This is a genomic window from Polyangium spumosum (assembly GCF_009649845.1).
In the GTDB taxonomy this organism is placed as follows: domain Bacteria; phylum Myxococcota_A; class Polyangia; order Polyangiales; family Polyangiaceae; genus Polyangium; species Polyangium spumosum.
The window spans coordinates 538,593-562,469 of record NZ_WJIE01000001.1 but is presented as its reverse complement, the minus strand read 5'-3'; the positions used below and the strand labels follow the sequence as shown (position 1 = coordinate 562,469).

The following is a 23,877-nucleotide window of genomic DNA, read 5'->3' as shown; positions in this document are numbered from 1 at the left end:
CACGATCGAACCTTTCCGAGGACACCCGCCAATGTGAGAGTACCGCGGCGCCTGTCGGTATCAACTCCCGAAGATGCCTGTCAATTGGGTGGAGTCGATTCTTCTCCCGCACCCCGCCCCGCCCACGAATTTCGTCCCGGAAGACGGGTGAACACCGTGCCGGAGGCCCCCAATCGGCGTTTTCTCGCTTGACTGTCGCGCCGTTTCCGGGATCAGCCGCGGCCCCGGGAGGTGGTACCCACGCAGGGCGCCGTTCGTCCTCGCTTCCCATCCAGACGGACCTCCGCTAGCGTCGCCGCCCCATGGCAAAGGTCATCAAGGCGCATATCACGGGCAACGTCTGGAAGATCGAGGTCAAGGTCGGCGACAAGGTCGAGGAAGGGACCACCGTCGCGATCCTCGAGTCGATGAAGATGGAGATGCCCGTCGAGGCCGAGGACGAGGGCACCATCACGAAGATCCTCACGGAGGAGGGCAAGGCCGTGAAGGAAGGCGAGCCGCTCTTCGAGTTCGAATGAGCCGCGGGCTGCGCCCCCGAACCCCCTACTCGCGCCAGAAGAACTTCCAGGGGTTGTGCTTGAGGTCGCGCACGAGCTCCTGGAGGTCGTCGTAGAGCTGCTCGTCCATCACGAGCGCGCCCACCGTCCCCTTGCCGCGACGCACGCTCGACGCGATCGCCTGCGCGTCCTGGGTGATGCCCTTCGTGTTCCGCGCGATCTCGGCGAGGTCGCCGATCGCCTGCCGGATCTTCGCCTGCTCGCCCTCGCCCCCGACGGTCTCGCTCACGCGCTTGACGTTGGCGAGCGTGGCCCTCGCGTCCGTGAGCAAGGGCGGCGCGTCTTGCGCGAGCGCGCCCGTCGTCTTGTCCACGTTCGCGAGGATGCGATCGATCTGCGGGTTCTCGACGTACTTCTTCTTCGCCTCTTGCACGGTGTCCTGCGTGTCCACCGTGATCTGCTCGACGTTCGCCGCGATGCGATCGAGCCGCTCGCCGTTCTTGTCGAAGAAATCGCCGGTGCCCTTCAGCGTGCGCGACAGGCCGTTCAGCGCCGTGCCGATCTCGTCCTTGTTGCCGGAGAGCGCCGTGACCGTGGTGTCGAGCAGGTCGTAGGCCTTGGCGATCAGCATGTCGAGCCGCGGCGGATCGAGGCCCCGCACGATCGCGTTCTCCGCGAGCACCGGCCGATCCCCCGAGCCCGGATCGAGCGCGAGGAACTGCTCGCCGAGCACGCTCGACGAGGTCACGTAAAAGACCGCGTTGTCCCGGATGCTCGGCTGGTAGCGCTTCTCGATCTCGGCCTTCACCCGCACGAGTGGCTCCCGTTTGCCCGTCGCCCCGGGCGCCTCGCCGCCTCGGAACTGGATCTCCGTGATCTTCCCGACCTTGACGCTGGCGATCTTCACGGGCGCGCCGCTCTGCAGGCCGCCGGGGTTGTCGAAGTCGATGAAGAGGGCATACGTGGGCTGGAAGTTGATGCCGCCCATGACGAGGATGAACCCAGCGAGGAGAACGGTGGCCGTGAGGATCAGGATGCCGACCTTGACCTCGATCGAACGCGGGCTCGCCATGCGCCCACTATGCACGATGTTCGTCAGCGAAGGCAGAGCCTCGTAACATCGGGCTTCCGGCTCAGCGCGTCATGATTTCCTTCCGCCACCTCGCCAAGTCCTTCGGGTCGAAGAAGGTCATCGAGGACGTCAGCTTCGACGTTCGAGACGGGGAGGTTTTTTTCATCATCGGCCAATCGGGCGTCGGCAAGAGCGTGATGATCAAGCACCTCGTGGGCCTGCTCTACCCGGACGCGGGGGAGATCTGGCTCGACGGCGAGGAGATCAGCCGGTTCGACGAGGAGCAGATGTACCCGGTGCGCATGAAGTGCGCGATGGTCTTCCAGCATTCGACGCTCTTCGACTCGATGACCTGCGCGGAGAACGTGGCGCTGCCCTTGCGCAAACACAAGGGGCTCAAGCCGAAGGAGGCGCTCGCGGAGGCGCGAAAGCGGCTCGATCAGGTGCACATGCGCGAGTTCGCCGATCGCTTCCCGCCCGAGCTCGGCGACGGCATGCGCAAGCGCGTGGCCATCGCGCGCGCCCTCACGCTCGACCCGCGCTACGTGCTCTTCGACGAGCCGACGACGAGCCTCGACCCGGTGAGCGCGCGGCGCGTGGACAAACTCATCCGCGAGCTCAGCGACACGCTCGGCGTGACCAGCATCGTGGTGAGCCACGACCTCGTGAGCATCTTCTCGATCGCCGATCGGATCGTGATGCTCTACAAAGGTTTCGTTCGGCTGCTGGGGACGCCCGAGGACTTCAAGGCCTCGAGCGACGAGATCATCCAGCAGTTCATCCACGGCCGCGCCGAAGGTCCGATCGAGTGAGGCGCTGGCAGCGCGGGCAGTGGGGGCTCGTGCGGCCGGCGATCGTGATCGTGGTGATGGGCTTGCCGCAGCGCGGACAGGCTTCTCCGACGCGGCCGTAGACGAGGAACGGGTTCGGCGCGTCGGTTCGATCGGAGAGGTAAACAATCTCCTCGTCACGCTCGTGCACGGCGAGCGTGTGCAGGATCGTCGCGAGGATCCCCTCGGCGAGCGCCGCGATCTCGGCGGGCGTGAGCGTGTTCGCCGGGCGCTCCGGGTGCACGCGCGCGTGGAAAAGGGCCTCCGTCACCTGGATGTTGCCGAGCCCCGCGAGCACGGTCTGATCGAGCAGCACCGTCTTGATGGGCCGACCCGAGCCGCCGATCCGCGCGGCGAGGCGCTCCGCGTCGAGGCCGTCACGCAAGGGATCGGGGCCGAGCGACGCGACGATCGCGGCAAACGAAGCACGCGGCACGATCTCGAGCCGGCCGAGCATCCGCACGTCGACGTAGTCGAGCACGCGGCCGTCCCGCAAAAAGAGCCGCGCACGTCCATGCCGCGGGCCCTCGTCCCCGGCGCGAACGCGCCACCGGCCCGTCATGCCGAGGTGCGACGCGAGCCCCGCGCCTCCGTCGAACGCGAGCAAGAGCTGCTTGCCCACGCGCTCGATCCCCTCGAACGATCGCCCCGCGAGCGCCGCCGCGAAGCTCGCCGGTGTGGTTGTTCCTTTCAGGACGGGCGTCCGGTCGGCCTCGGCGCGATCGATCGTCGCGCCTTCGAGGATCCGGCGGAGCGCGCGCGCCTGGTGTTCGACCTCGGGCAGCTCGGGCATCGGTGCGGAGCGTCGAAACGAAACCTAGGGCCCGAAGAACACGTAACCAAGCGCGGAGAGGATCAGGTCGAGCACGATCACCGCGAGCGAGGCGTTCACGACGGCCCGCGTGGTCGCCCAGCCGACGCCCTCGCTGCCGCCGTGCGTGTGGAGCCCCGAGTGCCCCGCGACGACGGGGACGGCGGCGCCGTAGGCGAGGCACTTCGCCAGGCCGACGATGAGGTCGCCCGTGTCGACGAGGTTCAGGTTGAAAAACGTCCGCGGGTTGACGTCGAACATGACGTACGCGGTGAGCATGCCCGTCAACATCGCCACGCCCGCCGCCCAGATGACGAGCACGAGCGTCATGACGAGGCTCGCGAGGAAGCGCGGCTTGATGAGGTAGTCGATCGGATCGGCCGCGCACATGCGCAACGCGTCGACCTGCTCGGTGACGACCATCGAGCCGATCTCGGCGGCGATGCCCGCGCCCACGCGCGTGGCGAGCATGAGCGCGCTGATGGTGGCCGCGAGATCCCGGATGAGCAGCTCCAGGTACGAGGCGCCGACCATGCTGAACTCGGGCAGGATGCGCTTGACCTGCAGGCCACCCTGGAGGACCAGGATCATGCCGATGAAGCCCATCACCACGGTCAAGAAGACGACCGAGCGGTTGCCGATCTCGAACATCTGCCGGACGACGGCGCCGAGGTCCGGCCGGCCGCGAACGCAGTAGTAGAGCGTCCGGATGAAGACCGCGGCGATCTCGAGCCCCATCACCACGAGCTCGATCGCCTTCGCGCCGATCACCGCGGGGATCGACGCGTCGGGCGCCTCTCGGGCCGTGTCGAGGCCGCTCTCGGGCGCGCCTTCGTCGTGGGTCTTCGCCGCGGCCACGTGCGCTCAGTCCAGCGTGAAGGAGACGAAGTAGTCGAGGACGAAGATGCCCGCGGCCGAGGCCACCACGGTCGCGTTCACGGCCCGCCCGACCCCCGGCGCGCCGCCCTTCACCCCGAGCCCGTACTGGCAGCTCGACAGGGCGATCACGACGCCGAAGACGATGCTCTTCACGAGGCCACTCGTCACGTCGGACAGGCCGAGCAGGCCACTCGTGAGGCCGTTGTAAAACGTCTTCGGCTCGACGCCGAGCAGGCCGAGGCCGCCGTACGCGGCGCCGAGCAGCGCGAGCGTGTCGGCGAAGATCGTCGACAGGAAGAGCGTCGTCACCATGGCCACGAAGCGCGGCGCGATGAGGAAGGCGATGGGATCGATCGCGAGCACGCGCAGCGCGTCGATCTGCTCGGTGACGACCATCGTGCCGAGCTCGGCGGTGTTGTTCGCGCCGACGCGGCCGTTGATCATGAGCGCCGTCAAGAGCGGGGCGATCTCGCGCAGGATGCCGAAGCCCGCGCCCCAGCCGAGCAGGCCTTGCGCGCCGAGGCGCACGACGAGCGGCGCGGCCTGGATGACCATGATCGCGCCCGTGAAGAGCGCGGTGACGATCACGATGGGGATCGACTTCACGCCCATCCGGTAGAGGTTCCGGAGCGTCTCCTGTCGATCGAAACGCAGCGTGACGAGCCGCCGGACGATCTGGTAGCCGAGCAGGCCCATGCCGCCGACGGTGGCCGCGGCGCTCATGAAACCGCCGCCGATCTCCTCCAGGAGACCCACGTCGGGCGGCGGCGTCGAGGCGGCAGACGGGGGCTTTTTCGCGGCCATGCGCGAGGTCGAGCTTAGCCCAGTCCGAAGGGCCGCGGATCACGAAGCGCGGCGCCATGCCCGCAGAAAGAGCCAGCCGGCGAGGGCCGCGGCGAGGACCACGAGCGTACCGAAGGCCACGACGAGGCGTGTTTTGCCACGAAACAGCGGGGACCGCGTGGGTTGACGCGCTGCGCGACCCGCGTCGAGCAGGGCCTCGGTTTGGCGGGGATCGAGGCGCCCGCCTTCGGGGACGAGGGCGCGCAGGGCCGCGCGTGCTGCGGAGAAGGCCGCGGCGTCCGTGGGCAGCGGCGTGTCTTCGTCGAGGTCGACCTCGTCGAGCGCGCGAGGCAAGAGGCGCGTGGTGATCACGTCGGCCTCCTCCGGATGGGCGCTGCGCGCGAGCGCGAGGTACCCCGCGTCCTGGATGCCGCGGCGCAGGAGCTTCAGGCGGATCGAGGGGAAGACGCCGTCGAAGCCGGCCGAGTGGTGCGCGAAGGGCGCGGTCTGTTTGCCCGGGTAGACGAGCACGCCGTCGCCGAGCGCGCTGTCGCCGTCGTCGTTGTGGAACGTCTCGGCGACGACGAAGGGATCGATCGGGCCGCGGCCGCCGCGGTTGCCGTCGTTCCAGAACGTGGTCTCCCAGAGGAACCAGCGGCCCGTGGGCCGCGTGGCCGCGATCCAGGCATCGGCGAGCAAGCTCGTGGCCGGCGCGTCGAGCATGAGCGGGCCCGAGTGCGGCAAGCGGCCGTTGTAGACCCAGACGTCGCGGCCCTTCTGTCGTGCGCCGAGCGCTTCGTCCTGCTGGAAGCTCTGCGAGGGCATGAGCACGAGATCCACCTTCTGCTCGCGTGGATCCTCGTGGCAGGAGTGCGCGACCCGCACGCGCGTCCGCGCCGGAGACTGCGCGATCATCGAGCGCCACGTGGGGCCACGCGGGCTCTCGCATTGCTCGTCGATCGCGTAGAGGAAGACGTCCTCCACGGCCTCCGGGATCCGCGGGACGAGCGCCTCGATCACGCGCAGCGTCTCCGGATGGGGATCACCGAGCGTGCCGTACGCGCCGAGCGCGACCGCGCTCGTCGGCGCACCTTCGCCCGGCCCCTCGTAGCCGTGTTCCTTCGTGTACCAGCCGCCCGTGAGCCCGGGGCGGAGGCGCTCGAGGTCGGCCTCGCTCCGGATCGATCCGAGCGCGTCGACGTGGTGCCGGTGCAGGAGCTGGAAGAGCTGCTTCTCCGCCGGCTCGAGCGCGCCGATACGCTGGACGAGGTTCTTCGGCTCGTAATACGCGAGGAAACTCGCGGCGCGGTAGGGCAACTCGGCGCTGCCGACGTGGAGGATCACGGGCAAACGAGAGAGCACCACGTCCGCGTGTCGCACGACGATCTCGGCCGGGTGACGTCCGCTCTCCGTGCGCGTGGGGACCTCGACGTCGATCCAGATCGCGCCGCGGGATCGCGCCTCGATCCGCATCGGGTAGGGCAGCCACGAGGGCGCGTGCTCCACGGGGACGAGCGGATCGGGCAAGGCGCCGAGCACGTCCTCGTCCGGCGGCCTCGACGTCGGCGTCCACCCGAGCGACTCGCCGGCTTCTCGATCGTTGCGCGAGCGCGCCGTGATCTCGAGGTACGACTCGACGAAACGATCGACGCGGATCGGCGCAGGCATCACCACGTCCACCCCGACACCACCAAGCGGCGCGTCGCCGGCCTCGACGATCACCTGCAGCGCCACCACCTCGCCCCGCAACGCGTGGAGCTCGATCGGCCGATCCACGCCGCCGAGTGTTTGCCCGGATCGAATCGCTCGATCGAGATCCGGCCCCTCGCGCCGCACACGCACGCCGTCGTCCACCACGACGACACGCGGCCCCTCCGCCGACGCCGCCGTCGCGAGCAGCACGAGCGCGAGACCTGACGTGAAACTCGCCGCCTTCACGCGTGCACCAACCTCGCGCGTTGCAGCGCCGCGTGCAGGGCCTCCGCGCTTCGATCCCAGCCGGGCGGCGCCGCGCGCGTGAGCTCGTCCTCCGACCATTCGCGGCTCGTCACCTGCTCGATCGCCGCGACCAGCAGGCGCGCGTCGCGCGGCGGAACGAGCAGGCCCGTGCGCTCGTGCTCGACGACATCGGGGATGCCACCCACGCGTGTCGCGACGACCGGCCTGCCCGCGGCGAGCGCCTCCAGCACCACGTTCGGCGTGCCCTCGGCCCAGCTCGGCAGGACGAGCGCGTCCGACGCCGCGAGGTAACGCGCCACGTCCTCGGCCGGACGCGCGCCCGCGACGACGAGCGGCAACCCCGCGTCACGACGCGCCTCCAGCGCCTCACGTAACGAGCCGTCTCCGACGAGCACGACCTTGAACCGACCGGGCGACCGCGCCTCGATCGACACGAGCGCGTCGCAGAGCTCGAGCAGGCCCTTCTCCTTCTCGAGCCGACCGACGTAGACGAGCACCTTCGCGCGTGTATCGAGCCCGAGCGACACGCGCGCGAGGGCGCGGTCTCGCGGCTGGAAGAGCGCGCGATCGACGCCGTTTGGCACGAGCGTGACGCGATCCCGCGGCGCGCCGAGCTCCTCGAGCGCGCCGAGCATCGGGCGGCTCACGCCGATCACCACGCCCGCGCCGCGCAGCGTGCCTCGCACGAGCGCGCGCACCGACGGCCAGCGCGCGATCACGTTCACGTCGGTGCCGTGCGCCTTCACCGCGTACGGCAAGCCGAGGGCGCGCGCGAGCTTCTGCGCCGCCCACGCGTCGGGGAAGAGCCACGCGCCGAGCACGACGTCGAAGCGGCGCCGCAGCGCGGCGAGGTGCGGCGCGAGCCCCGCGAGGTAAAGCGGCCCGTTCACCGCCGCGAGCCACGGGCCCGCGAGCGGCAGGTACGGCGCGCGCGGGTGCGAGACGGCGAGCCCGTCGATCGTGTCCTCCGCGGGCAGCCGGCTGAGCTTTCCGACCCGGGCGCGATCCCCGAGCAGCGACGCGCCCGGCACCCACGGCACGACGCCGAGGACGTTCACGTCGGCGAGGCGCGCGAGCGCGGCGAGCTGCCTGCGCTGGAAGGGGCAGGCGAGTGGCTCCACGCGGTTCGGGAAGATCCGCGTCACGGCGAGGACACGCAGGCGCTCGCCTCCACGTGAAGGAGAATGGGTCGTCCCGGGGAGCTCGCGCCGCATCACATGGATTCGAGGGCGCGACCGGGCGGCGCGTTGTCGTCCGTCCGGCCCGGCGCGCCCTGCAATCGGTCTCGGGTTTGGCCCGATTGAAAAGGTTTCACGATGTGGGAGAATGGGATCTCCGGGGGGCGCGGATGGACGATTGGGGACCCGAGTCGGGGCGCGGGGGCGTGATCTTGCGGACGCTCGCCGAACGTCCCTTCTGTTCGATCGTGATTCCTTGTTACAACGAGGAGGAGCACATCGAGCGGGTCGTGCGGGCGGCGTCCGCGCAGCGGTATCCGTCCGATCGAATGGAGATCTTCGTCGTCGACGGCCGATCCCTCGATGGGACACGCGACATCGTGCGCGCGCTCGCGGCCGAGGATCCGCGCATCGTCCTGCTCGACAACCCCCAGAGGCTCCAGGCCGCGGCCATGAACATGGCGATCAAGCGCTCGCGCGGGGACGTGATCGTGCGCATGGACGCGCACGCCGATTACGACCCCGATTACGTGGCCGCGTCCGTCGCGGCGTTACGGCGGACGGGGGCGCTCAACGTGGGCGGGGCCATGCGCCCCCGGGGGATAACGACATTTCAGCGGGCGCTCTGCGCGGCGCTCTCGAGCCCGATCGGGGTGGGCGGCGCCGCGTCGCGGGATCCCGATCGTGAGGGATACGTGGAGAGCGTGTGGTGCGGGGCGTTCCGCCGCGAGGCCTTCGAGCTCGTGGGGCTCTTCGACCCGGACGCGCGGACGAACGAAGACGCGGAGCTGAACCAGCGGATCCTGGCGCGCGGCGGGCGCATTTACCAGTCGCGCTCCATCGTGGGTCATTATTATCCACGGGACTCGTTCGGCGGCCTCTTCCGGCAATATTACAACTACGGGGCGGGGCGCGCGCGGACGATCCTCCGGCGCGGCTTGCCGCCCTCCTACCGCCCTTTGATACCGTTCGCCACGCTCGTCACCTTCACGGCGCTCGTCCTGCTCGCGGCCGTGTATACGCCGGCGAGGCCCGTCCTCGGGGCGGCCGTCAGCGTGTATGCCTTCGCCGTGCTCGCGGGGGCCACGCGCGCGGCGTGCCGCGCCGAGAAGCGCCTCGTTTTCCTGATTGCGGCGATCTTCCCGGTGATGCATTTCGCCCATGGACTCGGCTTCGCGGTCGGGCTCGCGCGGCACTGGGAGGGCGCGGCGCGGGACGCGGAGCCGGAGCGGCTGACGGCGCGATAGAAATCGTCGAGCGGGCGAGCCGCGCCGGAGCATCTGATGGGTGAATGCTGGGCTTTTTCCCCGCGGTAGGGCTCGCCGTCACGGACGCGACGGCGGCGGTCACGGTCGAACAAAGCGCGGTCACGGGTATCACGCCCGGCGGCGGATATGGCCTCGCGCTGACGAGCGTGGACGGGTCCTTGCGGCTCGTCTCGCGCGCGGCGCGCGCGGGGTTCTTGTTCGACATGACGGGGCGTTATGGACGCGCGCTCTGGGCGTCGCGTGGCGCGATGTTCCCGCAGGACATCGCGGGCACGGCGGTGACGCGCCTCGATATCGTGACCTCGCCCCGCACGCTCTTCACGTTCGGCGCCGACGGCCTGCTCGCGTCGCGGCTCGGGCTCCGGGCCACGAACGAGCTCATGGCGCGTGATCCGTTCCTCCAGGGCAGGATCATTTATTCGTTCGGCAGCCGCCTCGGCTTCACCGCGACCACGTCCCCGCGGTCCTTCGCGCGATTCGACGCGGGATACACGCAGGCCGGGGCCGTCGCCGCGGATCACCCGGAGGCCGTGGGCCTCGACAGTCACGCGGTGACCGGCAGCGCCTCGTATTCATGGCTCGCGGGCCGTCGCCTCCGCTTCGGGCCCATCGCGCGGGCGAGCTTCACCCATTTCGAGAATGCCCTGCTCGACGTGGATCTGACGCGCGGGCACGCCGACGTCGCCACCGTCACGGGCCTGGCCTCCGCGACGTACGAGGTCACCCGGCGTATTCGCGGGACCGCGGCGCTCGGGTTCACGGCTGCGAGCCCGCCGACGTTCCTCCAGAACAAATCCTCCGCCCCGGTGATCGCCCCCGACGCGCGCATCGACGCGCGTTATGCGGGACGAAATTACGGCTTCCTCGGCATGTACAGCTTCTCGTATTCCTCGCTCGGCCCGCGTATCGGGTTCGGGGCGCAACACGCGGCGGGGCTCGAGATGTGGAGCCGGCCGCGGCCGGGGCGCGATTTCCGGAGCGTGATCGCCCGCGGGATCCTGCGCTTCCGCCACGGCGAGACGCCCCTCGCGATGCAGCCGAGGCTCGGCATGCCGGCGGGCACGCCGATACCCACGGGGAAATTCGTGACGACGGCGGTGGCGGCGGGTGGCTCGCTCGGAATGCCACTCGCGACGGGCATTTTGTTCACCGGCGGGATCGATATCGAGCTCATCAGCACGCGCCTGGACCCGGACCCGACGGGCGCATCGGCGCCGATGTTCCGGACGATGGTGACGGTGGCGGTCTCGGCGATCGGGTCGACGGACCCGCTACGAAGGGTGCCGCGGGACCCGGACCTGCAGGACCAGGACGCGCAGCCGGCCGTCCTCGGCGAGGAGAAGGCGCGGGCGGCGGGGGCGCGGGCAGGAGGCGAGGTTACAGAAGGGGCCGGCGAGGACGAGGACGCGTTCTACGAGGAGTGAAGTTTGTGAGGTGGACCGCGCGACGAGGTCGATCGAGGTCGGGATCGACATCGGTGCGTGAGGCGCGCGGTGCGATCGAGACCTCGAGTGACCCGGTTGCGTGAGGCGCGAGGTGCGATCCAGGTCGGGATCGACACAGTTGCGCGAGGCGCGAGGTGCGATCCAGGTAGGGATTGACACAGTTGCGTGAGGCGCGGGGTGCGATCGAGACGTCGAGTGACCCGGTTGCGTGAGGCGCCGGGTGCGATCCAGGTGGGGATCGCACCCGGTGCGCCTGTGGAGGGCGGAGACCTCACCGCGATCCAATCCGCAGCAACACGACCTTGACCGTATCCAGCAAGATCGACAGGTCGAACCAGACCGAAAGCGTCTTGATGTAGAACAGATCGTGCTGGAGCTTCTCGAGCTGGTCCTCGGTCGTCGCGCCGTAATGGTACCGGACCTGCGCATACCCCGTCAGCCCCGGCTTGACGAAGAGCCGCTGCCGGAAAAACGGAATCTCCCGCTCGAGCTCCTCCGTGAAGCTCGGACGCTCAGGCCGCGGCCCAACGAGGCTCATGTCCCCACAAAGCACATTCCAGAGCTGCGGGAGCTCGTCGAGCCGCGCCCTGCGAATGAACCGACCCACCCGCGTCACCCGAGGATCATCCTCCGACGCCCACCGCGCCTTCCCATCCGCCTCCGCGTCCGTACGCATCGAACGAAACTTGTAAATGGTGAAAGGCCGCCCAAACACGCCCGCCCGCACCTGCGAATAAAGCACCGGCCCCGGCGAGTCGAGCTTCACCGCGATCGCCGTGAGCAACATCAAAGGCGCCCCGAGCACGAGCCCAATGGACGCACACACGACGTCGAGCAGGCGCTTGCCCAAGAGCGTCCGCTTCGCCACCCGAAAGCCATTCGCAAACACGAGCTGGCTCGGGCGCAACTCCCGGACGAAAATCTTGCCCGTGATCCGCTCGTAAAACTCCACGCCCTCCTCGATCTCGACACCCCGGAACTTGAGCTCCAGAAGCGCGTCGATGGGCAACTTGCCCCGCCGATCCGCAGCGCACACGATGATGTGCCGGACGCCATACTCCCCGGCGATCCGCGGCAACTCATCATAAACGCCGAGCACGTCGGGCGCCGCGCGCCCCGGGTCCCCCTCCTGCACGAGGCGCCCGACGAACCGCATGCCCCCCGTATCGTGCGTCCGAGCCCCGGTAATCACAGCATCCGCGAGGGGCCCCGAGCCGAGGACCAAGGTCCGCTTGCAAAAGCGATCACTCGCCACAGCCCGCGCGAGCCCCGTACGAAAGAGCGGCAAGACGAGCGCGCCCGCCACGAGCCCGAGCGCGACCGCACCAAAACGCTCGGTCGCAGCATCAGAGAAGCCCTGGAAGACCAGCCATAAGAGGAGCACCGAGACGCCCAGGGCACGCGCGACTTTCCAGGCAAGGGTGCGGAGATCACGAACGGGTGAAGGTCCGTAAAGTCCGTGGTAATAGAGCGAGGCCTGCGCCACGAGCGTGATCGCCGCAGCGTCGAAGACACGGGATACCGTGGCGACGTCACGAAAGCCCTCGATCACCGCCGCACCCGCGCAGACGAGTGATACGAGCAGGCCAGCCTCGACGAACCATACAATGGCACGGCGACGCGACCGGAACAGCTCGAGCATGTCCGTCCCCCCCCCAGCGTAACGCGAGAGACCCCAGACCAGGGGCTGTCCGCCCCTGGACCCCGACCAGGGGTTGTCCACCCCTGGACCCGGACCAGGCACGGCCTGGACCGGGGGTTTGGGGCGTAGCTCGGCTCGGCCGAGCGCAGCCCCATCGTCGAGCGCGCATCGACCGCGATGCGGTCGATGCACAGGAGAAGGTCAGCGTTACTGTGTGGCAGTGGTTACGTTAGCTCCCGGTCACGCGAGGTGCCAGGGGGGCAGGGGTGTCACTCGGCGACGCCGTTCGTCCCCTCGTGACCCGCGCCATTCGTGTCGGTCGGATCGAGGGGAGGAGGCGGGACCGTGCCCTCTTCGGCCTCGGCGAACGCCTCGATCGCGACGATTCGCTCGTCCCCGTCGACGTTCATGAGCCGCACGCCCTGGGCATTGCGGCCCGTCTCCCGAATCTCGCTGGCCTTGGTGCGCAAGGTCTGGCCACGATCCGTCACGAGCATGATCTGATCCGCCGGCGACACCATGGCGACGCCGACGACCGGGCCATTCCGCTCGCTCGCGTCGATGAGGATGACCCCCTTGCCACCACGACTCTGGAGGCGGAACTCGTCGAGCGGCGTGCGCTTGCCATAACCACGCTCGCAGACAGCGAGGACCCGATCACGACCGCCGTCCGTGACGCAGAGGCCCACGACGAAATCACCCTCGTTGAGCTCGACCCCCTTCACGCCCATGGTGGCCCGCCCCGTGGCCCGGACCTCACCCTCGGGGAAACGGATCGACATGCCCTCGCGCGTGGCAATGAGGAACTCACGCGAGCCATCGGTGATCGCCGCAGAGAGGAGCTGATCGTCCTCCTCGATACGCACGCCGATGATGCCCTTGTCGCGGAAATTCTCGTACTCCTCGAGCGCCGTCTTCTTGATCTGGCCACGCCGCGTGAGCGTGACGACGAACCAGCCCGTCTCGATACGCGGGACCGGCGTGATGGCGGCGATCTTCTCGCCCTGCTCCATCCCGACGAAGTTCACGATCGCCCGGCCCTTCGCATTCCGCGCCGCGCTCGGGATCTCGTAGACCTTCTTGACGTAAACCTTGCCCTTGTCGCTGAAGAAGAAGACGTAGCTATGCGTGGAGGCGACGAAGAGCTGGCTCACCCAGTCCTCGTCCCGCGCCTCCATGCCCACCATGCCCTTGCCACCACGACGCTGCGCCCGATACGTGGTGACCGGCGTGCGCTTGACGTAACCCAGGTGGGAGATGGTGACGACCATGTCCTCCTCCTGGATGAGGTCCTCGACCTGGATCTCAGCCTCGGTCGGGACAATCTCGGTGCGGCGAGCGTCATTGTAGCGGCTCTTGATGTCCTCGAGCTCGCCCACGATGACGTCCATGAGCTTACCCTCGTCCGCGAGGATGCCCGTGAGGCGCGTGATCTCCTCGACGAGCGCCCCATACTCGCGCGCGAGCTTCTCCCGCTCGAGGCCCGTGAGCCGAGAGAGGCGCATCTCGAGGATCGCCTTGGCCTGGCGCTCGGAGAGGAAATAATCGCCGCGGCCATCCGCCTCGACGCACTCGGGCTCGGGGCGGCCCGCGCGGCGCAAGAAGTCGCCGAGGCCGCGGAGCGCGAGCCTCTGCAGGCGATCACGCGCCTCCTCGGGATCCTGCGAGGAGCGGATCGTGGAGACGATGACGTCGACGTCAGTCGTCGCCATGCCGAGGCCCTCGACGAGCTCACGTTGCGCCTCGGCCTGGCGAAGCTCGTACCGGGTGCGCCGCGTGACGACCTCACGGCGATGCTCGACGAAGTGCGCGAGCGTCTCCTTGAGGCCCAGGACAGCCGGCCGGCCGTTGGCGATCGAGAGGTTGATGATGCCAAACGTCGATTGCAGGTCCGTCAGCCGGTAAAGCTGGTTTTGAACGACCTGCGGGAAGACGTCCTTCTTGAGCTCGACGACGACACGCATGCCCTCGCGGTCGCTCTCGTCGCGAACCTCGGAGATGCCCTCGATGCGCTTCTCCTTGATGCACTCGGCGATCTTGGCGACGAGCTTGGCCTTGTTGACCTGGTAGGGGATCTCGGTGATGACGATCTGCTCGCGATCCCCCTTCAAGGTCTTCTCGACGATGCAGCGGCCACGCATGCAGATGGTGCCGCGGCCCGTGCGGTAGGCCTGGTCGATGCCGCTCTTGCCATAGATGAGCCCACCCGTGGGGAAGTCAGGCCCCTTGACGTGCTGCATCAGTTCGTCGACGGCCGCGTCGGGGTTGCGGATGAGGAGGACCGTCGCGTCGATGATCTCGCCGAGGTTGTGCGGCGGGATGTTCGTCGCCATGCCGACGGCGATGCCGCCCGAGCCATTGACGAGGAGCTGAGGGAACTTGGCCGGAAGGACCGCAGGCTCGAGCTCGAAGCCGTCGTAGTTCGGGATGAAATCGACGGTCTCTTTTTCGATGTCGGTGAGCAGATCGGTCGCGATGCGCGCGAGGCGGCTCTCGGTGTACCGCATGGCCGCAGGCGAGTCGCCGTCGACGGAGCCGAAGTTACCCTGGCCGTCGATGAGCGGGTAACGGAGGCTGAACGGCTGCGCCATGCGGACGAGCGCGTCGTACACGGCCGTGTCGCCGTGCGGGTGGTACTTGCCGAGCACGTCACCGACGACACGCGCGCATTTCTTGTGCGCACCCGAGGGCCCGATCTTCTGCTCGTGCATCGAGTAGAGGATCCGCCGGTGCACCGGCTTGAGCCCGTCGCGCACGTCGGGGATGGCGCGACCGATGATCACGCTCATCGCGTAATCGAGGTAGCTGTTCCTGAGCTCGTCCTGGATGCTGACGGGGGTCTTCTGCTGGATGTTCGAGGTATCTTCCATACCGCCGCTCGGGCCTCGGCCCGGCGCGCGAGAGGCCGAAAATAAGGCCTCGTCCGCGCCAACCGGAGGACGCTCTCAGGTAGTACACGACCCGTGAACCTGCAATCAGGTTCGAGGGTTTTGCGCGCCCGGTCGGGGCCGTCGTTGCCCCGGCCCGGCCCGTCCGTCTCGGCCGGGAAGGACGAGGCTCAAGGCACGAGCGCGCAGGTGGCCACGCTGACCACGCCAGGGGCGATCTCCGCCGAGCAGGTGGCCGCGACGACCTCCACGCCCGCGGCGTCCCGCCCGACGAGCTTGATGGCCGCGTAGCTGCCCGGGGCGACCGGCGCGAAGCGGAGAGGTTGCGCGCAGCCGACGCCCTCGGCGAGCAAAGCCCCCGGCGCGCCGAGCTCGGCGTCGTACGTCGCGACGTTCTCCTTCGCGCACGACGTGCCCGCCGCCGCGAGCACGTCCGCGAGGGAGAGGTCGAGCGCGCCGTCCGCGCTGAGCGGGTCGCAGAGCGCGCTCACGACGAGCCCCTTGACGGCGAGGGCCGTACACGAGGCGCCCCAGGTGACCGGTCCGCCAGCCTCGGCGCGGGCCTCGACGCGGAAGGAGTAAGCCTTCCCCGGCGTGATGTTCTGCGTGTACGGCGCGGGCGCAGGGCTGCCACACGCGAGGTTCACGAACGGAGGCAAGGCCGGATCGTCCGGGCGCACGTCGAAGCTCGCGACGTCGCCCGTGATCACGGGGTTGCCCTGGGGATCGATCGAGATCTGCGTGCAGGTGAGCTCGAGGCCGGGGATCGAGCTCGTGCCGGCGAGCGTCGCGCGTGGATCGACGCGCACGCCCGTCTCGGTCTGGAGCGGGGCGAGCTCTTCACACTCGGTCGGGGTGGAGCGGACATTCTCCTGGGCCGTGAGGTCCTCGCAGAAGGTGGACCAGGCCGGCACGACGGTGCCGGCGGCCGGCGCGTCGCGGCGGACCATGCTGCGGCTGCCGGAGGAGGTGCCGCCGACGGGCGTGAGGTCCGCGGCGGGGAGGTCGTAGCCGTCGATCTGGACGCGGTAGACGTGGTCGACGAGGATCTGGCGAAAGGTGACGCTCGCCGTGCAGGTGACGGGCGGCGACGAGGGGAGCGGGAAGGGCGCGGCCGGGTCGGTGACGTCGAGGACGGTGGCCACGTAGCTCTGCATGGCGCCGGTCGCGGCGGTGCAGGGGACGTCGCCGAGGAACTGGCTCGGGTCGACGAGGATGCTGGTCGGCAAGGCCGTCACGGCGTCGAGGTCGATGTCGGTGTCGGACGTCTCGTCACACGCCGCGCTCGCGAGGGCGAGGGCGACGAGGGGCACGAGCACGAGGGTCCGGCGGCGCATGGGGCCGGCGTAGCCGATGGCGCGGCTCGATGCCAGGCAAAACACGTCCGGCGCGGCGACGGCGCCTCGGGCGGTCCGGGGTGCGGGTGGACGGCCCGCAGCAATCATGATCTGCTCGATCGCGGCAGGAGGAGCGATGGCGGTTCGGAGGAGCGCGACGAGGGGGCTCTTCGTCGTACTTGCGTGGGTGGCCGGTTGTCAGCTCGTGTCCGGGCTCCCGGACGAGCTCTCGCTGGGGACGGGCGGCGGCGGAGGTGGCGTCGAGCCGGCCGTGTGCGTGCGTGACGAGGTGCCCGCGGCGCCCGCGGTGCAAGGCGCGGGCGGCGAGGAGGAGTTCGTCGTGGCGTTACGCACGATCAGCCTCGAGGACAACCCCGACGGCGCGCTGCCGGGGATGAACCTGGACGGGCTCTGCTCGTGCGCCGAGGACGGCCCCGCGTGCAGGTCGCTCGATTCGGACAGCGGCGGAGGGACCTGCGACGACGGCGCCGGGCGCGACGCGGGGAGCAACATCGTCTTCGGCGCGCTCGGGTACCTGCTGCAGGTGGCGGACACGTCGAGCTCGTTCAGCGCGCTGGCCGAGTCCGGCGGGTGGACGTTGCTCCTGCGCGTGCGCGGCTACAGCGGGACGGCGGAGGACGACGAGGTGGAGGTGAGCTGGTACGAGAGCCCGGGCCGCGCGGCGCCGGCGTGGCAGGGCTCCGACGCGTGGCCCGTGGCGTCGGACGCCGTCACGCCGGGCCAGAGTGATCCGTACGCGGCCAAGTACAGGGATCCCGTGGCCTACGTGACCGGGGGCAAGCTCGTCGCGTTGCTCCCCGCGGCGTCGCTCCGGTTCGCCGGGGGCGACATGTCGATGCGGTTGCAGCTCGTGGACGCGCGGCTCGTGGCGAGGATCGAGGCGATCCCGGGAGGTCGCTACCGCCTGCGGGAGGGGAAAATCGGCGCGAGGATCCCGGTGCCGGAGGTCTTCGCCGCCCTGTCGAGCTTGCGCACCATGTCGGGCGCGCCGCTCTGCACGGACGCGCCGCTGTACCCGGCCACGAAGAACCTGACCTGCCGCGCCGTGGATCTGCTGCTCGGGGAGCCCGACGAGGACACGCCCTGCGAGGCGCTCTCGTTCGGCGCGAACTTCCACACGGAGCCAGCCGCGCTCGGGCCGGTCCTGCCTCTCCCCGAGGCGCCGGCGGGCTGCGCGTCGGAGGTCGATCCGATCTCCGACACGTGCGCAGAGCTCTGAGCTTCGGGGGTCCTCCTCGCTCAGCGCCCCGGCGCGGCGAGCGTGGCGGCCGCGATCGCGGGCCAGTCGATCCCCGCGGGCAAGCGGCCCTCCGCGCGCTCGGGCCGGCCGCCGCCGCGCCCGCCCGCCGCGAGGGCGGCGCGCTTCAGGAAGGCGCCGCAGTCGAAGCTGCTGCCCGGTCCACGCGCGGCGAGCACGATCGTGCCGCCGTCGGCCTCGCCCGCGAGCAGCGCGACGAGATCTCCCTCGGCCGTGATCCGCCCGGCGACCGCGCGCACGAGATCGAGCGACGCATCCTCGATGACGCCGACGACCGCGCGTTCGCCCCGCGCGAGCGTGGCCTTCACGAGCGCCTCGGCGATCGCCGAGGCCACGCGCCCTCGCACGCGCCCGAGCGCCTGGCGGGCCTCCTCGAGCTCGCGGCGCAGCTTTTCGATGCCCCCGGGCACATCCTCGAGGCCGCACGTGAACTCACGCGCGAGCGCGCGCACGACGTCGGCTTCGCGCGCGAGCTTCGTCCGCGCGCGAACGCCCGCGGAGAACGTGACGCGTATCTTGCCCTTGTACCGCTCGAGCCCGTCGATGCGGACGAAGCCGACCTGCGCGGTGTTCGTGCAGTGCGTGCCGCCACAAGGGGAGACGTCGAAGTCGCCGATCGCGACGACGCGGATGTTGTCGTGCACCTTGGGTTGCCTGCGCAGAGGTAGCGCGCGGAGCTCGTCCTCCGAAGGGAAGAAGGCGCGGATCGGGGCGTCGTCGTCGACGACGGCGTTCACGAGGGCCTCGGCCTCGGCGGCGGCGCGCTCGTCGAGGGTCGCGACGTCGAGATCGATCGTGCACGCGCTCTCGCCGAGGCGCGAGGAGACGGTCTCGGCGCGGGCGACGTCGGCGAGCGCGCGCGAGAGCATGTGCTGGCCCGTGTGCTGGGCCATGTGCACGAGGCGGCGCGGCTTGTCGATCGTGCCCTCGAGCTCGGCGCCGATCGCGGGGCGCGCGCCCTCGATCACGTGGTGGATCCGTCCCTCGTCGTCGAGCTGGACGTCGACGACGAGGGCCTCGCCGAGCCTGCCCCGATCGGCCATCTGACCGCCGGACTCGGGGTAAAACGCGGTGTGATCGAGCAGCACGCTCGGGCGCCCGGCGTGGTCTGCGTGCGCGACGACGCGGCCGCGGAACGAGAAGAGCTTGGGATCGTCGTGGTAGAGCGGCGAAGTGCGAGGGGTGGCCAATGGGCTCCTACGGGCGAGAGGAGGGCAGGACGTGATCCCGCAGGATGTCGGGCAAGAGCCGGAGCTGGCCGCAGTGCGCGTCGCCGTCCGAGCCCGCGTATCCGCGGAGGAAGAAGTGGTTCTGTTCGTGGGCGCGTGACAGGCCGAAGGGATCCTGCGGCGGCGGCACGGCGGGCACGTCGGCGCCGATCTCGCGCAGCAGGTGCGTGCCGGTCTCGAGCGTGGAGGCGTAGTCGGGCGTGGGGACGGCGGTGTGCGTGACGAAGAACAGCGGGCCGCCGTTCGCGGCCGCGCGCGCGAAGGACGAGAAGGGCGCGAGCTCCGTGGGATCGGGGATCTTCGCGCTCGGCGCGTAACTCGCGTAGAGCGAGTCGAGCAGGATGACGGCATCGACGTCGTCGCGGCCGCCCGCGAGGATACGCGAGATCGCGCCGTAACCCGCGCTCCACGAGGAGAGGACGATGCTGCGCGGGCGGGCGGCGGGGTTCTTCGTGGCGAGGGCGACCTCGCGGCTGATGGCCGAGAGCATCGCGTCGAAGGTGCCTTCGGATTCGAACGTGCTCTTGTAGCCGCTCGAGAGCGTGCCGGTGTCGAGGCCCGCGATCACGAGGCCGAGGCCGAGGGGCGCGAGCTGCTTGCGCACGGGCTCGGTGCCGTGGAAGTGCACAAGCAGGTCGAAGCCGCCGTCGGGCGGGACGGTGAGGCTCGAAGGGACGAGGATGCGGCCGAGCGGGAGAGGTCGCCAGCCGAGGTAGTCCCCGAAGCCGCTGTCGGGGAAGTCGCAGCCGCTGCGAGGCGCGGCCTCGGCGACGGCGGGCTTGCTCTGCGCTCCGCTCGGCAGCGGCGACAGGGCGAGCGTGCTTTCGGCGGCGTCCTCGGTCTGCGCGCCGCTCGCCGGCTCGTCCTCGCTGCGCGCGGCGGACGCGATCACGACGATGGACGCGCAGAGGCCGACCACCGCGAGATCGCGGAGCCAAGCGGGCAGCTTGCCCTCGCTCAGAAGCCTGGATCCGTGACCTTGGGTACCCACGTCGTGCTCGTTGGTGCGGGCTTCGTGGTCGCGGGCTTCGTGGCCGGGGGTTTCGTCGCCGCCGTGCCTTTCGACGTGCTCGCGGGTTTGTCGTCGCGCTTGATCGGGGTGTCGGGCTTCGCGTCGGCGGACGGCAGATCGTTGATGTCGAGCACCGTGCCGCCGGTCGCGCTCGTGGTGGCCGTGGGCTCCGGGATCGCGGCGGTCTGCGCGGCCACGGGCTGCGCGGTCGGCGTGGCGGTGGGCGGCGCGGGAGCCACGGCTCCTGCGGCGTTTCCGCTCGGCGCGCCGGGCGCCATCGTGGTGCGCAGGAACATGAACGTGCCGGCGAGCGAGAGCGCGGTCACGGCGCCGACGGCCACGAAGAGCCCCGCGCGGTTGCTCTTCTGGGGCGGCGTCGACGGCAGGAACGAGCCCGCCATCGCGCCGCCCGCGTACGACTCGGGTGAAGGCGGGATGATCGACGTCGTCGCGTGCTGCGGCATGCTCGTCGGGAAGCTCGTGAGCGCCGAGTTCATGCGCGTGATGGCGATGTCGGAGACGGCCTCGTGGATGTGCGGCTGCGCGGCCCCCGGGGACATCGCGATGCCCGCGGCGCGCTCGTCGGCGGCGCGCACGGCGTCCCGCAGCGCGGCGCGGCGCTTCTGGCCACGATCGCCCATCACCGAGCGCGTGAAGGCGCCGATGTCATCGTCGACGACCGACGCGCCGGACAAGGCGAGGACACGCTCGAGGGCCGCGTCGAGCTCCAGCATCGTCTGGTAGCGCTCGTTCGGATCCTTCTTCAGGCAGGTGAGTAGCACGCGCTCGAGCTCGGCGGGGAAGCTCGGGTTCTTCATGCGCGGCGGCAGGAGCGGGCGCGAGATGATGTTCTTCATCGTGGCGAGATCGTTCTCGCCGAGGAACGGGTGCAGGCCCGTCGTGAGCCGGTAGAGCACGATGCCCATCGCGAAGACGTCGGTGCGCCGATCGACCTTCTGCCCGAGGGCCTGCTCGGGCGACATGTACGGGACTTTGCCCTTGAGCTGCCCGGCCGTCGTCTCGCCGCCCGCGCGGCCGAGGGCCTTGGCCACGCCGAAATCGACGAGCTTCACGATGCCGTCGTACGAGACGAGGACGTTCTGCGGCGAGACGTCGCGGTGGACCAGGTTGAGGAGCTGATCGCTATCGTCGCGCAGCTCGTGCGCGGCGTGCAGGCCCGCGCAGGCCTGGCGCACGATGCGGAGCGCGATGCGCTGCGGGACGGGGACGTTGCTGCGCTTGGCGGTCTTCGTGAGGACGCTGAGCGCCTCGCCGTCGACCCACTCCATGACGATGTAGATCGTGTCGTCCTGCTCGCCGACGTCGAGGATCTCCGCGACGTTCGGGTGATGGATGCGCGCGGCGAGCGAGGCCTCGTCGAGGAACATCTGCTCGAACTGCGGGTCGTCCGAGAGCGACGGGAGCATCGTCTTGATGGCGACCGTCTTCTGGAACCCGCGTGATCCCTTCTGCCGCGCGGCCCAGACGGTCGCCATGCCTCCCTGTGCGATCGGCAGGAGCAGCTCGTAGCGGCCGAGCACCATCCCTGGGGAGAGCTTTTCGTGTTGGGTCATCGGAAGGCCCGGCAGGCGCCGCAGGAACGGCGCCGATGGGCCATCCTAGCATCCAGGCCGCTTTCTCCGCCACGAACGCGTGAAAAGGCCACACGCGGGCTCCGGAGAAACCAGGCTCGGCGAGGGGCAGCATCGCAACGGGCCTCGCGACGGCGAGACCCGGAGACACGAGGGGGGAGGCGAGAGCCGCTACGAAGGGGAAATCAGGAGCCGGGCGGGACGGGCATGCCGAAGAGAGCCTGGTAGATCGTGCTCAGCTTCTGGTGCGACTCGCCCGTGAGCATGTCCTTGCCGTACGGCAACGAGAAGGGCGCGACGCCGGCCGCCTTGGAGCAGGTGAACCACACGACGAGGTCGACGTTCGGCTGGCCCGGGCGAACCATCGAGACGCCCATTCCGGGGGCCGTCTGGCAATTGTTCGCGCCGGCCTGGAAGCTGTCCTCGTCGCCGAAGAGGTCGAGGAGGTCGTTCTTCATGTCCTCGTTCGTCACGGGCGTCTGGGCCACGATCGCGAGCCCGTTCCACATGGGCGGAGGCGGCTGCACGGGCGCCGGCTGCCCGGTCTGGCCGGGGAGGAGGCCCGGCGGGATGAGGCCCGGCGCCGCCTGGTTGAGGCCCTGGAGGAGCTGCTGCCCCGCCGCCTGCATCTCGGGCGGGATCGGAAGGCCCGGGATGCCCGGGAGCGCGCCCGGCGCCGCCGTCGGGGCCGCCGCAGGCGGAGGCGGCGCCGTCAGGCGCAGCACGGTGATTTGCGCCTGGTCCATCTGATCGAAGGGCGCTGTGCGAGAAGCACAACCCGCCGAGAGGGGGGCGACGAGGAGGGCAAGACCGAGAAAGGTGCGGAGACTCGAGTTCATCGTTTCTACCTCGCTTAGTAACACGGTTTGACGGACGAGAGGCAAGCCCAGTCGTCGGCAACGTGCTGAATCTCCGCGCGGCGCTCTCGACCTCGGACCCCAGCCGGCGTATGGTCTGCCGAGCGCCCACGGGCGCCCGATGATGGAACCGGAAATCGAGCTCGAACGATTCGCCGCGTTGTGCGCGGAGGTCGAGGCTGGGACGCCCCTCGAGGAGGTCTTGCGCGTGGAGGCGCTCTCCGCCGAGGTGTGGGGGGAGAGCCGCAACGTCTGGATGGAGCGCATGTCGCGCGAGCCGGAGGCGACACGTAACGCGCTGGAAGCGCGGTACAAGGCCGCCTTCGAGGCGCGCTCGCGGGCCATCGAGGCCCGAAAAGCGCGCGCCGCCGACGCAGCAGGAGGCGAGGACGAGCCGACGCCGCCGCGCGCCCACTCGGTGCCGCTCGGGCTCATGGACACCGTGCCCATGCTCCCGACGGCCGATCCGGAGCAGCTCCTCGCGAGGCTCCGCGCGCGCAGGGCCGCCGCAGCCGCCGCGCAGGCCGCCGGTGAGGGCCCGACGCCGCTCGCGCCCGCCGCGACGAGCGCAGCGCCCATCGTGAAGCCACCTCCGCCGCCCCGCGAGAGCGCGCCCGCGAGGCCGCCGTCCGACGAGCACGCGCCGCCGATGCGCGCGCGTATGGGGACGATCCCGGATCCGCTGCCGGCGCGGCAGTCGTCACCCGCGACGGCGACCCCCGCGCGGCCCGCGCTGCCGTTCCAGGCCGCGCCGCCGCCCGCGCCGTTGCCGCCGCCGAAGCCGTCGTCGCCATCCAACAAGGCCGCGGTGCTCCCGCCGCCTGCGCCGCCTCCCAAGCCGCTCGCCGCGGCGCCGCAGCCGCAGCAACCCCCCGCGGCGGGGTACCCGGCATATCCTCTCCCGCTCCCGCCCGCATCGCCGCCCGCGTCGCCGCCGGCGGCCGCGCCCGCGAGCGTCGCGGGGCCGGCGTCGAGCGTGGCGTCCGTGCCCATGCCGCCGACGGTGCCCCAACCGATGACGCTCGCCGGCTTCCCGGCGGTCGCCTCGGGCCCGCTGCTCAGCCTCGAGCGTTACGCGGCCTTCGCCGCGGAGATCGCAGTGAACCCGGCCGCGCTCGCCGAGATCCGCACGAAATACGGGCTCACGGACGCGGCGCACACCGCCGAGACCGACGCCTGGCAGCGCCGGTTCGCGGCAGATCGCGAGACGTACGTGCGGTACGCGACGCTCTACCAGCACTACCGCGACTGGTTCGCCGCGCGCGGCGGATCACGCTGACGTCACGCCGAGGGTGCTCCACAGCAGCCTGTGGGACACC

At 70.2% G+C, this 23,877-nt stretch carries 19 protein-coding genes; 6 read left to right on the top strand and 13 right to left on the bottom strand.

Annotated elements, in window-relative coordinates; genetic code table 11:
* Nucleotides 1–302 precede the first annotated feature (302 nt).
* Nucleotides 303–518: a biotin/lipoyl-binding carrier protein gene (locus tag GF068_RS02405; protein ID WP_153817659.1), complete on the top strand. Its 216-nt coding sequence runs from the start codon at nucleotides 303–305 to the stop codon at nucleotides 516–518.
* Between the two features lie 25 nt (nucleotides 519–543).
* Here the strand turns inward: GF068_RS02405 and GF068_RS02400 are convergent, their stop codons facing one another.
* Nucleotides 544–1,569 (bottom strand): MlaD family protein, encoded by a 1,026-nt coding sequence (locus GF068_RS02400; protein WP_153817658.1) that lies wholly within the window; start codon nucleotides 1,567–1,569, stop codon nucleotides 544–546.
* A 71-nt stretch (nucleotides 1,570–1,640) separates the two neighbouring features.
* Here GF068_RS02400 and GF068_RS02395 point away from each other — a divergent pair, with 71 nt between their 5' ends.
* On the top strand, nucleotides 1,641–2,381 hold the full coding sequence (locus GF068_RS02395; RefSeq protein WP_153817657.1) for an ABC transporter ATP-binding protein: 741 nt from the start codon (nucleotides 1,641–1,643) through the stop codon (nucleotides 2,379–2,381).
* On the opposite strand, the gene mutM is transcribed toward GF068_RS02395, so the two are convergent.
* The 5 genes from mutM to GF068_RS02370 are packed head-to-tail and all read right to left on the bottom strand — an operon-like array spanning nucleotide 2,347 to nucleotide 8,045.
* Nucleotides 2,347–3,192, bottom strand: a complete 846-nt coding sequence (gene mutM / locus GF068_RS02390; protein ID WP_153817656.1) for a DNA-formamidopyrimidine glycosylase — start codon at nucleotides 3,190–3,192, stop codon at nucleotides 2,347–2,349. The two genes, GF068_RS02395 and mutM, sit on opposite strands and share 35 nt — an antisense overlap.
* Nucleotides 3,193–3,216: 24 nt before the next feature.
* Nucleotides 3,217–4,068, bottom strand: a complete 852-nt coding sequence (locus GF068_RS02385; RefSeq protein WP_338046171.1) for an MlaE family ABC transporter permease — start codon at nucleotides 4,066–4,068, stop codon at nucleotides 3,217–3,219.
* A 6-nt stretch (nucleotides 4,069–4,074) separates the two neighbouring features.
* Nucleotides 4,075–4,893 carry an MlaE family ABC transporter permease gene (locus tag GF068_RS02380; RefSeq protein ID WP_240806574.1) on the bottom strand — a complete coding sequence of 273 codons (819 nt, stop codon included), beginning with the start codon at nucleotides 4,891–4,893 and terminating at the stop codon, nucleotides 4,075–4,077.
* A 39-nt stretch (nucleotides 4,894–4,932) separates the two neighbouring features.
* Nucleotides 4,933–6,810, bottom strand: coding sequence for a DUF4091 domain-containing protein (locus tag GF068_RS46825; protein WP_153817655.1), 1,878 nt, complete (start codon nucleotides 6,808–6,810; stop codon nucleotides 4,933–4,935).
* Nucleotides 6,807–8,045, bottom strand: coding sequence for a glycosyltransferase family 4 protein (locus GF068_RS02370; protein ID WP_153817654.1), 1,239 nt, complete (start codon nucleotides 8,043–8,045; stop codon nucleotides 6,807–6,809). Before GF068_RS02370 ends, GF068_RS46825 begins: the two co-directional genes overlap by 4 nt.
* A gap of 134 nt (nucleotides 8,046–8,179) precedes the next feature.
* On the opposite strand from GF068_RS02370, the gene GF068_RS02365 reads away from it, so the two are divergent.
* Together GF068_RS02365 and GF068_RS02360 are read left to right on the top strand one after the other, a co-directional pair.
* Nucleotides 8,180–9,256 carry a glycosyltransferase family 2 protein gene (locus GF068_RS02365; protein WP_153817653.1) on the top strand — a complete coding sequence of 359 codons (1,077 nt, stop codon included), beginning with the start codon at nucleotides 8,180–8,182 and terminating at the stop codon, nucleotides 9,254–9,256.
* 44 nt (nucleotides 9,257–9,300) lie between these two features.
* Nucleotides 9,301–10,701, top strand: coding sequence for a hypothetical protein (locus tag GF068_RS02360; protein WP_153817652.1), 1,401 nt, complete (start codon nucleotides 9,301–9,303; stop codon nucleotides 10,699–10,701).
* Nucleotides 10,702–10,993: 292 nt separating this feature from the next.
* Here GF068_RS02360 and GF068_RS02355 read toward each other — a convergent pair whose 3' ends face one another.
* The 3 genes from GF068_RS02355 to GF068_RS02345 form a co-directional block, all read right to left on the bottom strand.
* A complete protein-coding gene (locus tag GF068_RS02355; RefSeq protein ID WP_153817651.1) occupies nucleotides 10,994–12,364 on the bottom strand; it encodes a TIGR03013 family XrtA/PEP-CTERM system glycosyltransferase in 1,371 nt (456 codons plus the stop codon).
* A 269-nt stretch (nucleotides 12,365–12,633) separates the two neighbouring features.
* Nucleotides 12,634–15,234, bottom strand: a complete 2,601-nt coding sequence (gene gyrA / locus GF068_RS02350; protein WP_153817650.1) for a DNA gyrase subunit A — start codon at nucleotides 15,232–15,234, stop codon at nucleotides 12,634–12,636.
* Nucleotides 15,235–15,422: 188 nt separating this feature from the next.
* The gene (locus GF068_RS02345; RefSeq protein WP_153817649.1) at nucleotides 15,423–16,589 is read right to left on the bottom strand and encodes a hypothetical protein; all 1,167 of its coding nucleotides are present in this window, start codon (nucleotides 16,587–16,589) and stop codon (nucleotides 15,423–15,425) included.
* A 136-nt stretch (nucleotides 16,590–16,725) separates the two neighbouring features.
* Here GF068_RS02345 and GF068_RS02340 point away from each other — a divergent pair, with 136 nt between their 5' ends.
* The gene (locus GF068_RS02340; protein ID WP_153817648.1) at nucleotides 16,726–17,829 is read left to right on the top strand and encodes a hypothetical protein; all 1,104 of its coding nucleotides are present in this window, start codon (nucleotides 16,726–16,728) and stop codon (nucleotides 17,827–17,829) included.
* Between the two features lie 20 nt (nucleotides 17,830–17,849).
* Here the strand turns inward: GF068_RS02340 and GF068_RS02335 are convergent, their stop codons facing one another.
* The 4 genes from GF068_RS02335 to GF068_RS02325 form a co-directional block, all read right to left on the bottom strand.
* Nucleotides 17,850–19,058, bottom strand: a complete 1,209-nt coding sequence (locus tag GF068_RS02335) for an alanyl-tRNA editing protein (RefSeq protein WP_240806573.1) — start codon at nucleotides 19,056–19,058, stop codon at nucleotides 17,850–17,852.
* 7 nt (nucleotides 19,059–19,065) lie between these two features.
* Entirely contained in the window at nucleotides 19,066–20,088 is a 1,023-nt protein-coding gene (locus tag GF068_RS44730) for a hypothetical protein (RefSeq protein ID WP_240806572.1), read from the bottom strand.
* Complete coding sequence (locus tag GF068_RS02330) at nucleotides 20,055–21,683, bottom strand: serine/threonine-protein kinase (RefSeq protein WP_153817646.1); 1,629 nt, start codon at nucleotides 21,681–21,683, stop codon at nucleotides 20,055–20,057. The genes GF068_RS44730 and GF068_RS02330 overlap by 34 nt, the downstream gene beginning before the upstream one ends.
* 203 nt (nucleotides 21,684–21,886) lie before the next feature.
* Nucleotides 21,887–22,540 carry a hypothetical protein gene (locus GF068_RS02325; RefSeq protein ID WP_153817645.1) on the bottom strand — a complete coding sequence of 218 codons (654 nt, stop codon included), beginning with the start codon at nucleotides 22,538–22,540 and terminating at the stop codon, nucleotides 21,887–21,889.
* 139 nt (nucleotides 22,541–22,679) lie between these two features.
* On the opposite strand from GF068_RS02325, the gene GF068_RS02320 reads away from it, so the two are divergent.
* Nucleotides 22,680–23,837: a hypothetical protein gene (locus GF068_RS02320; RefSeq protein ID WP_153817644.1), complete on the top strand. Its 1,158-nt coding sequence runs from the start codon at nucleotides 22,680–22,682 to the stop codon at nucleotides 23,835–23,837.
* Nucleotides 23,838–23,877 lie beyond the last annotated feature (40 nt).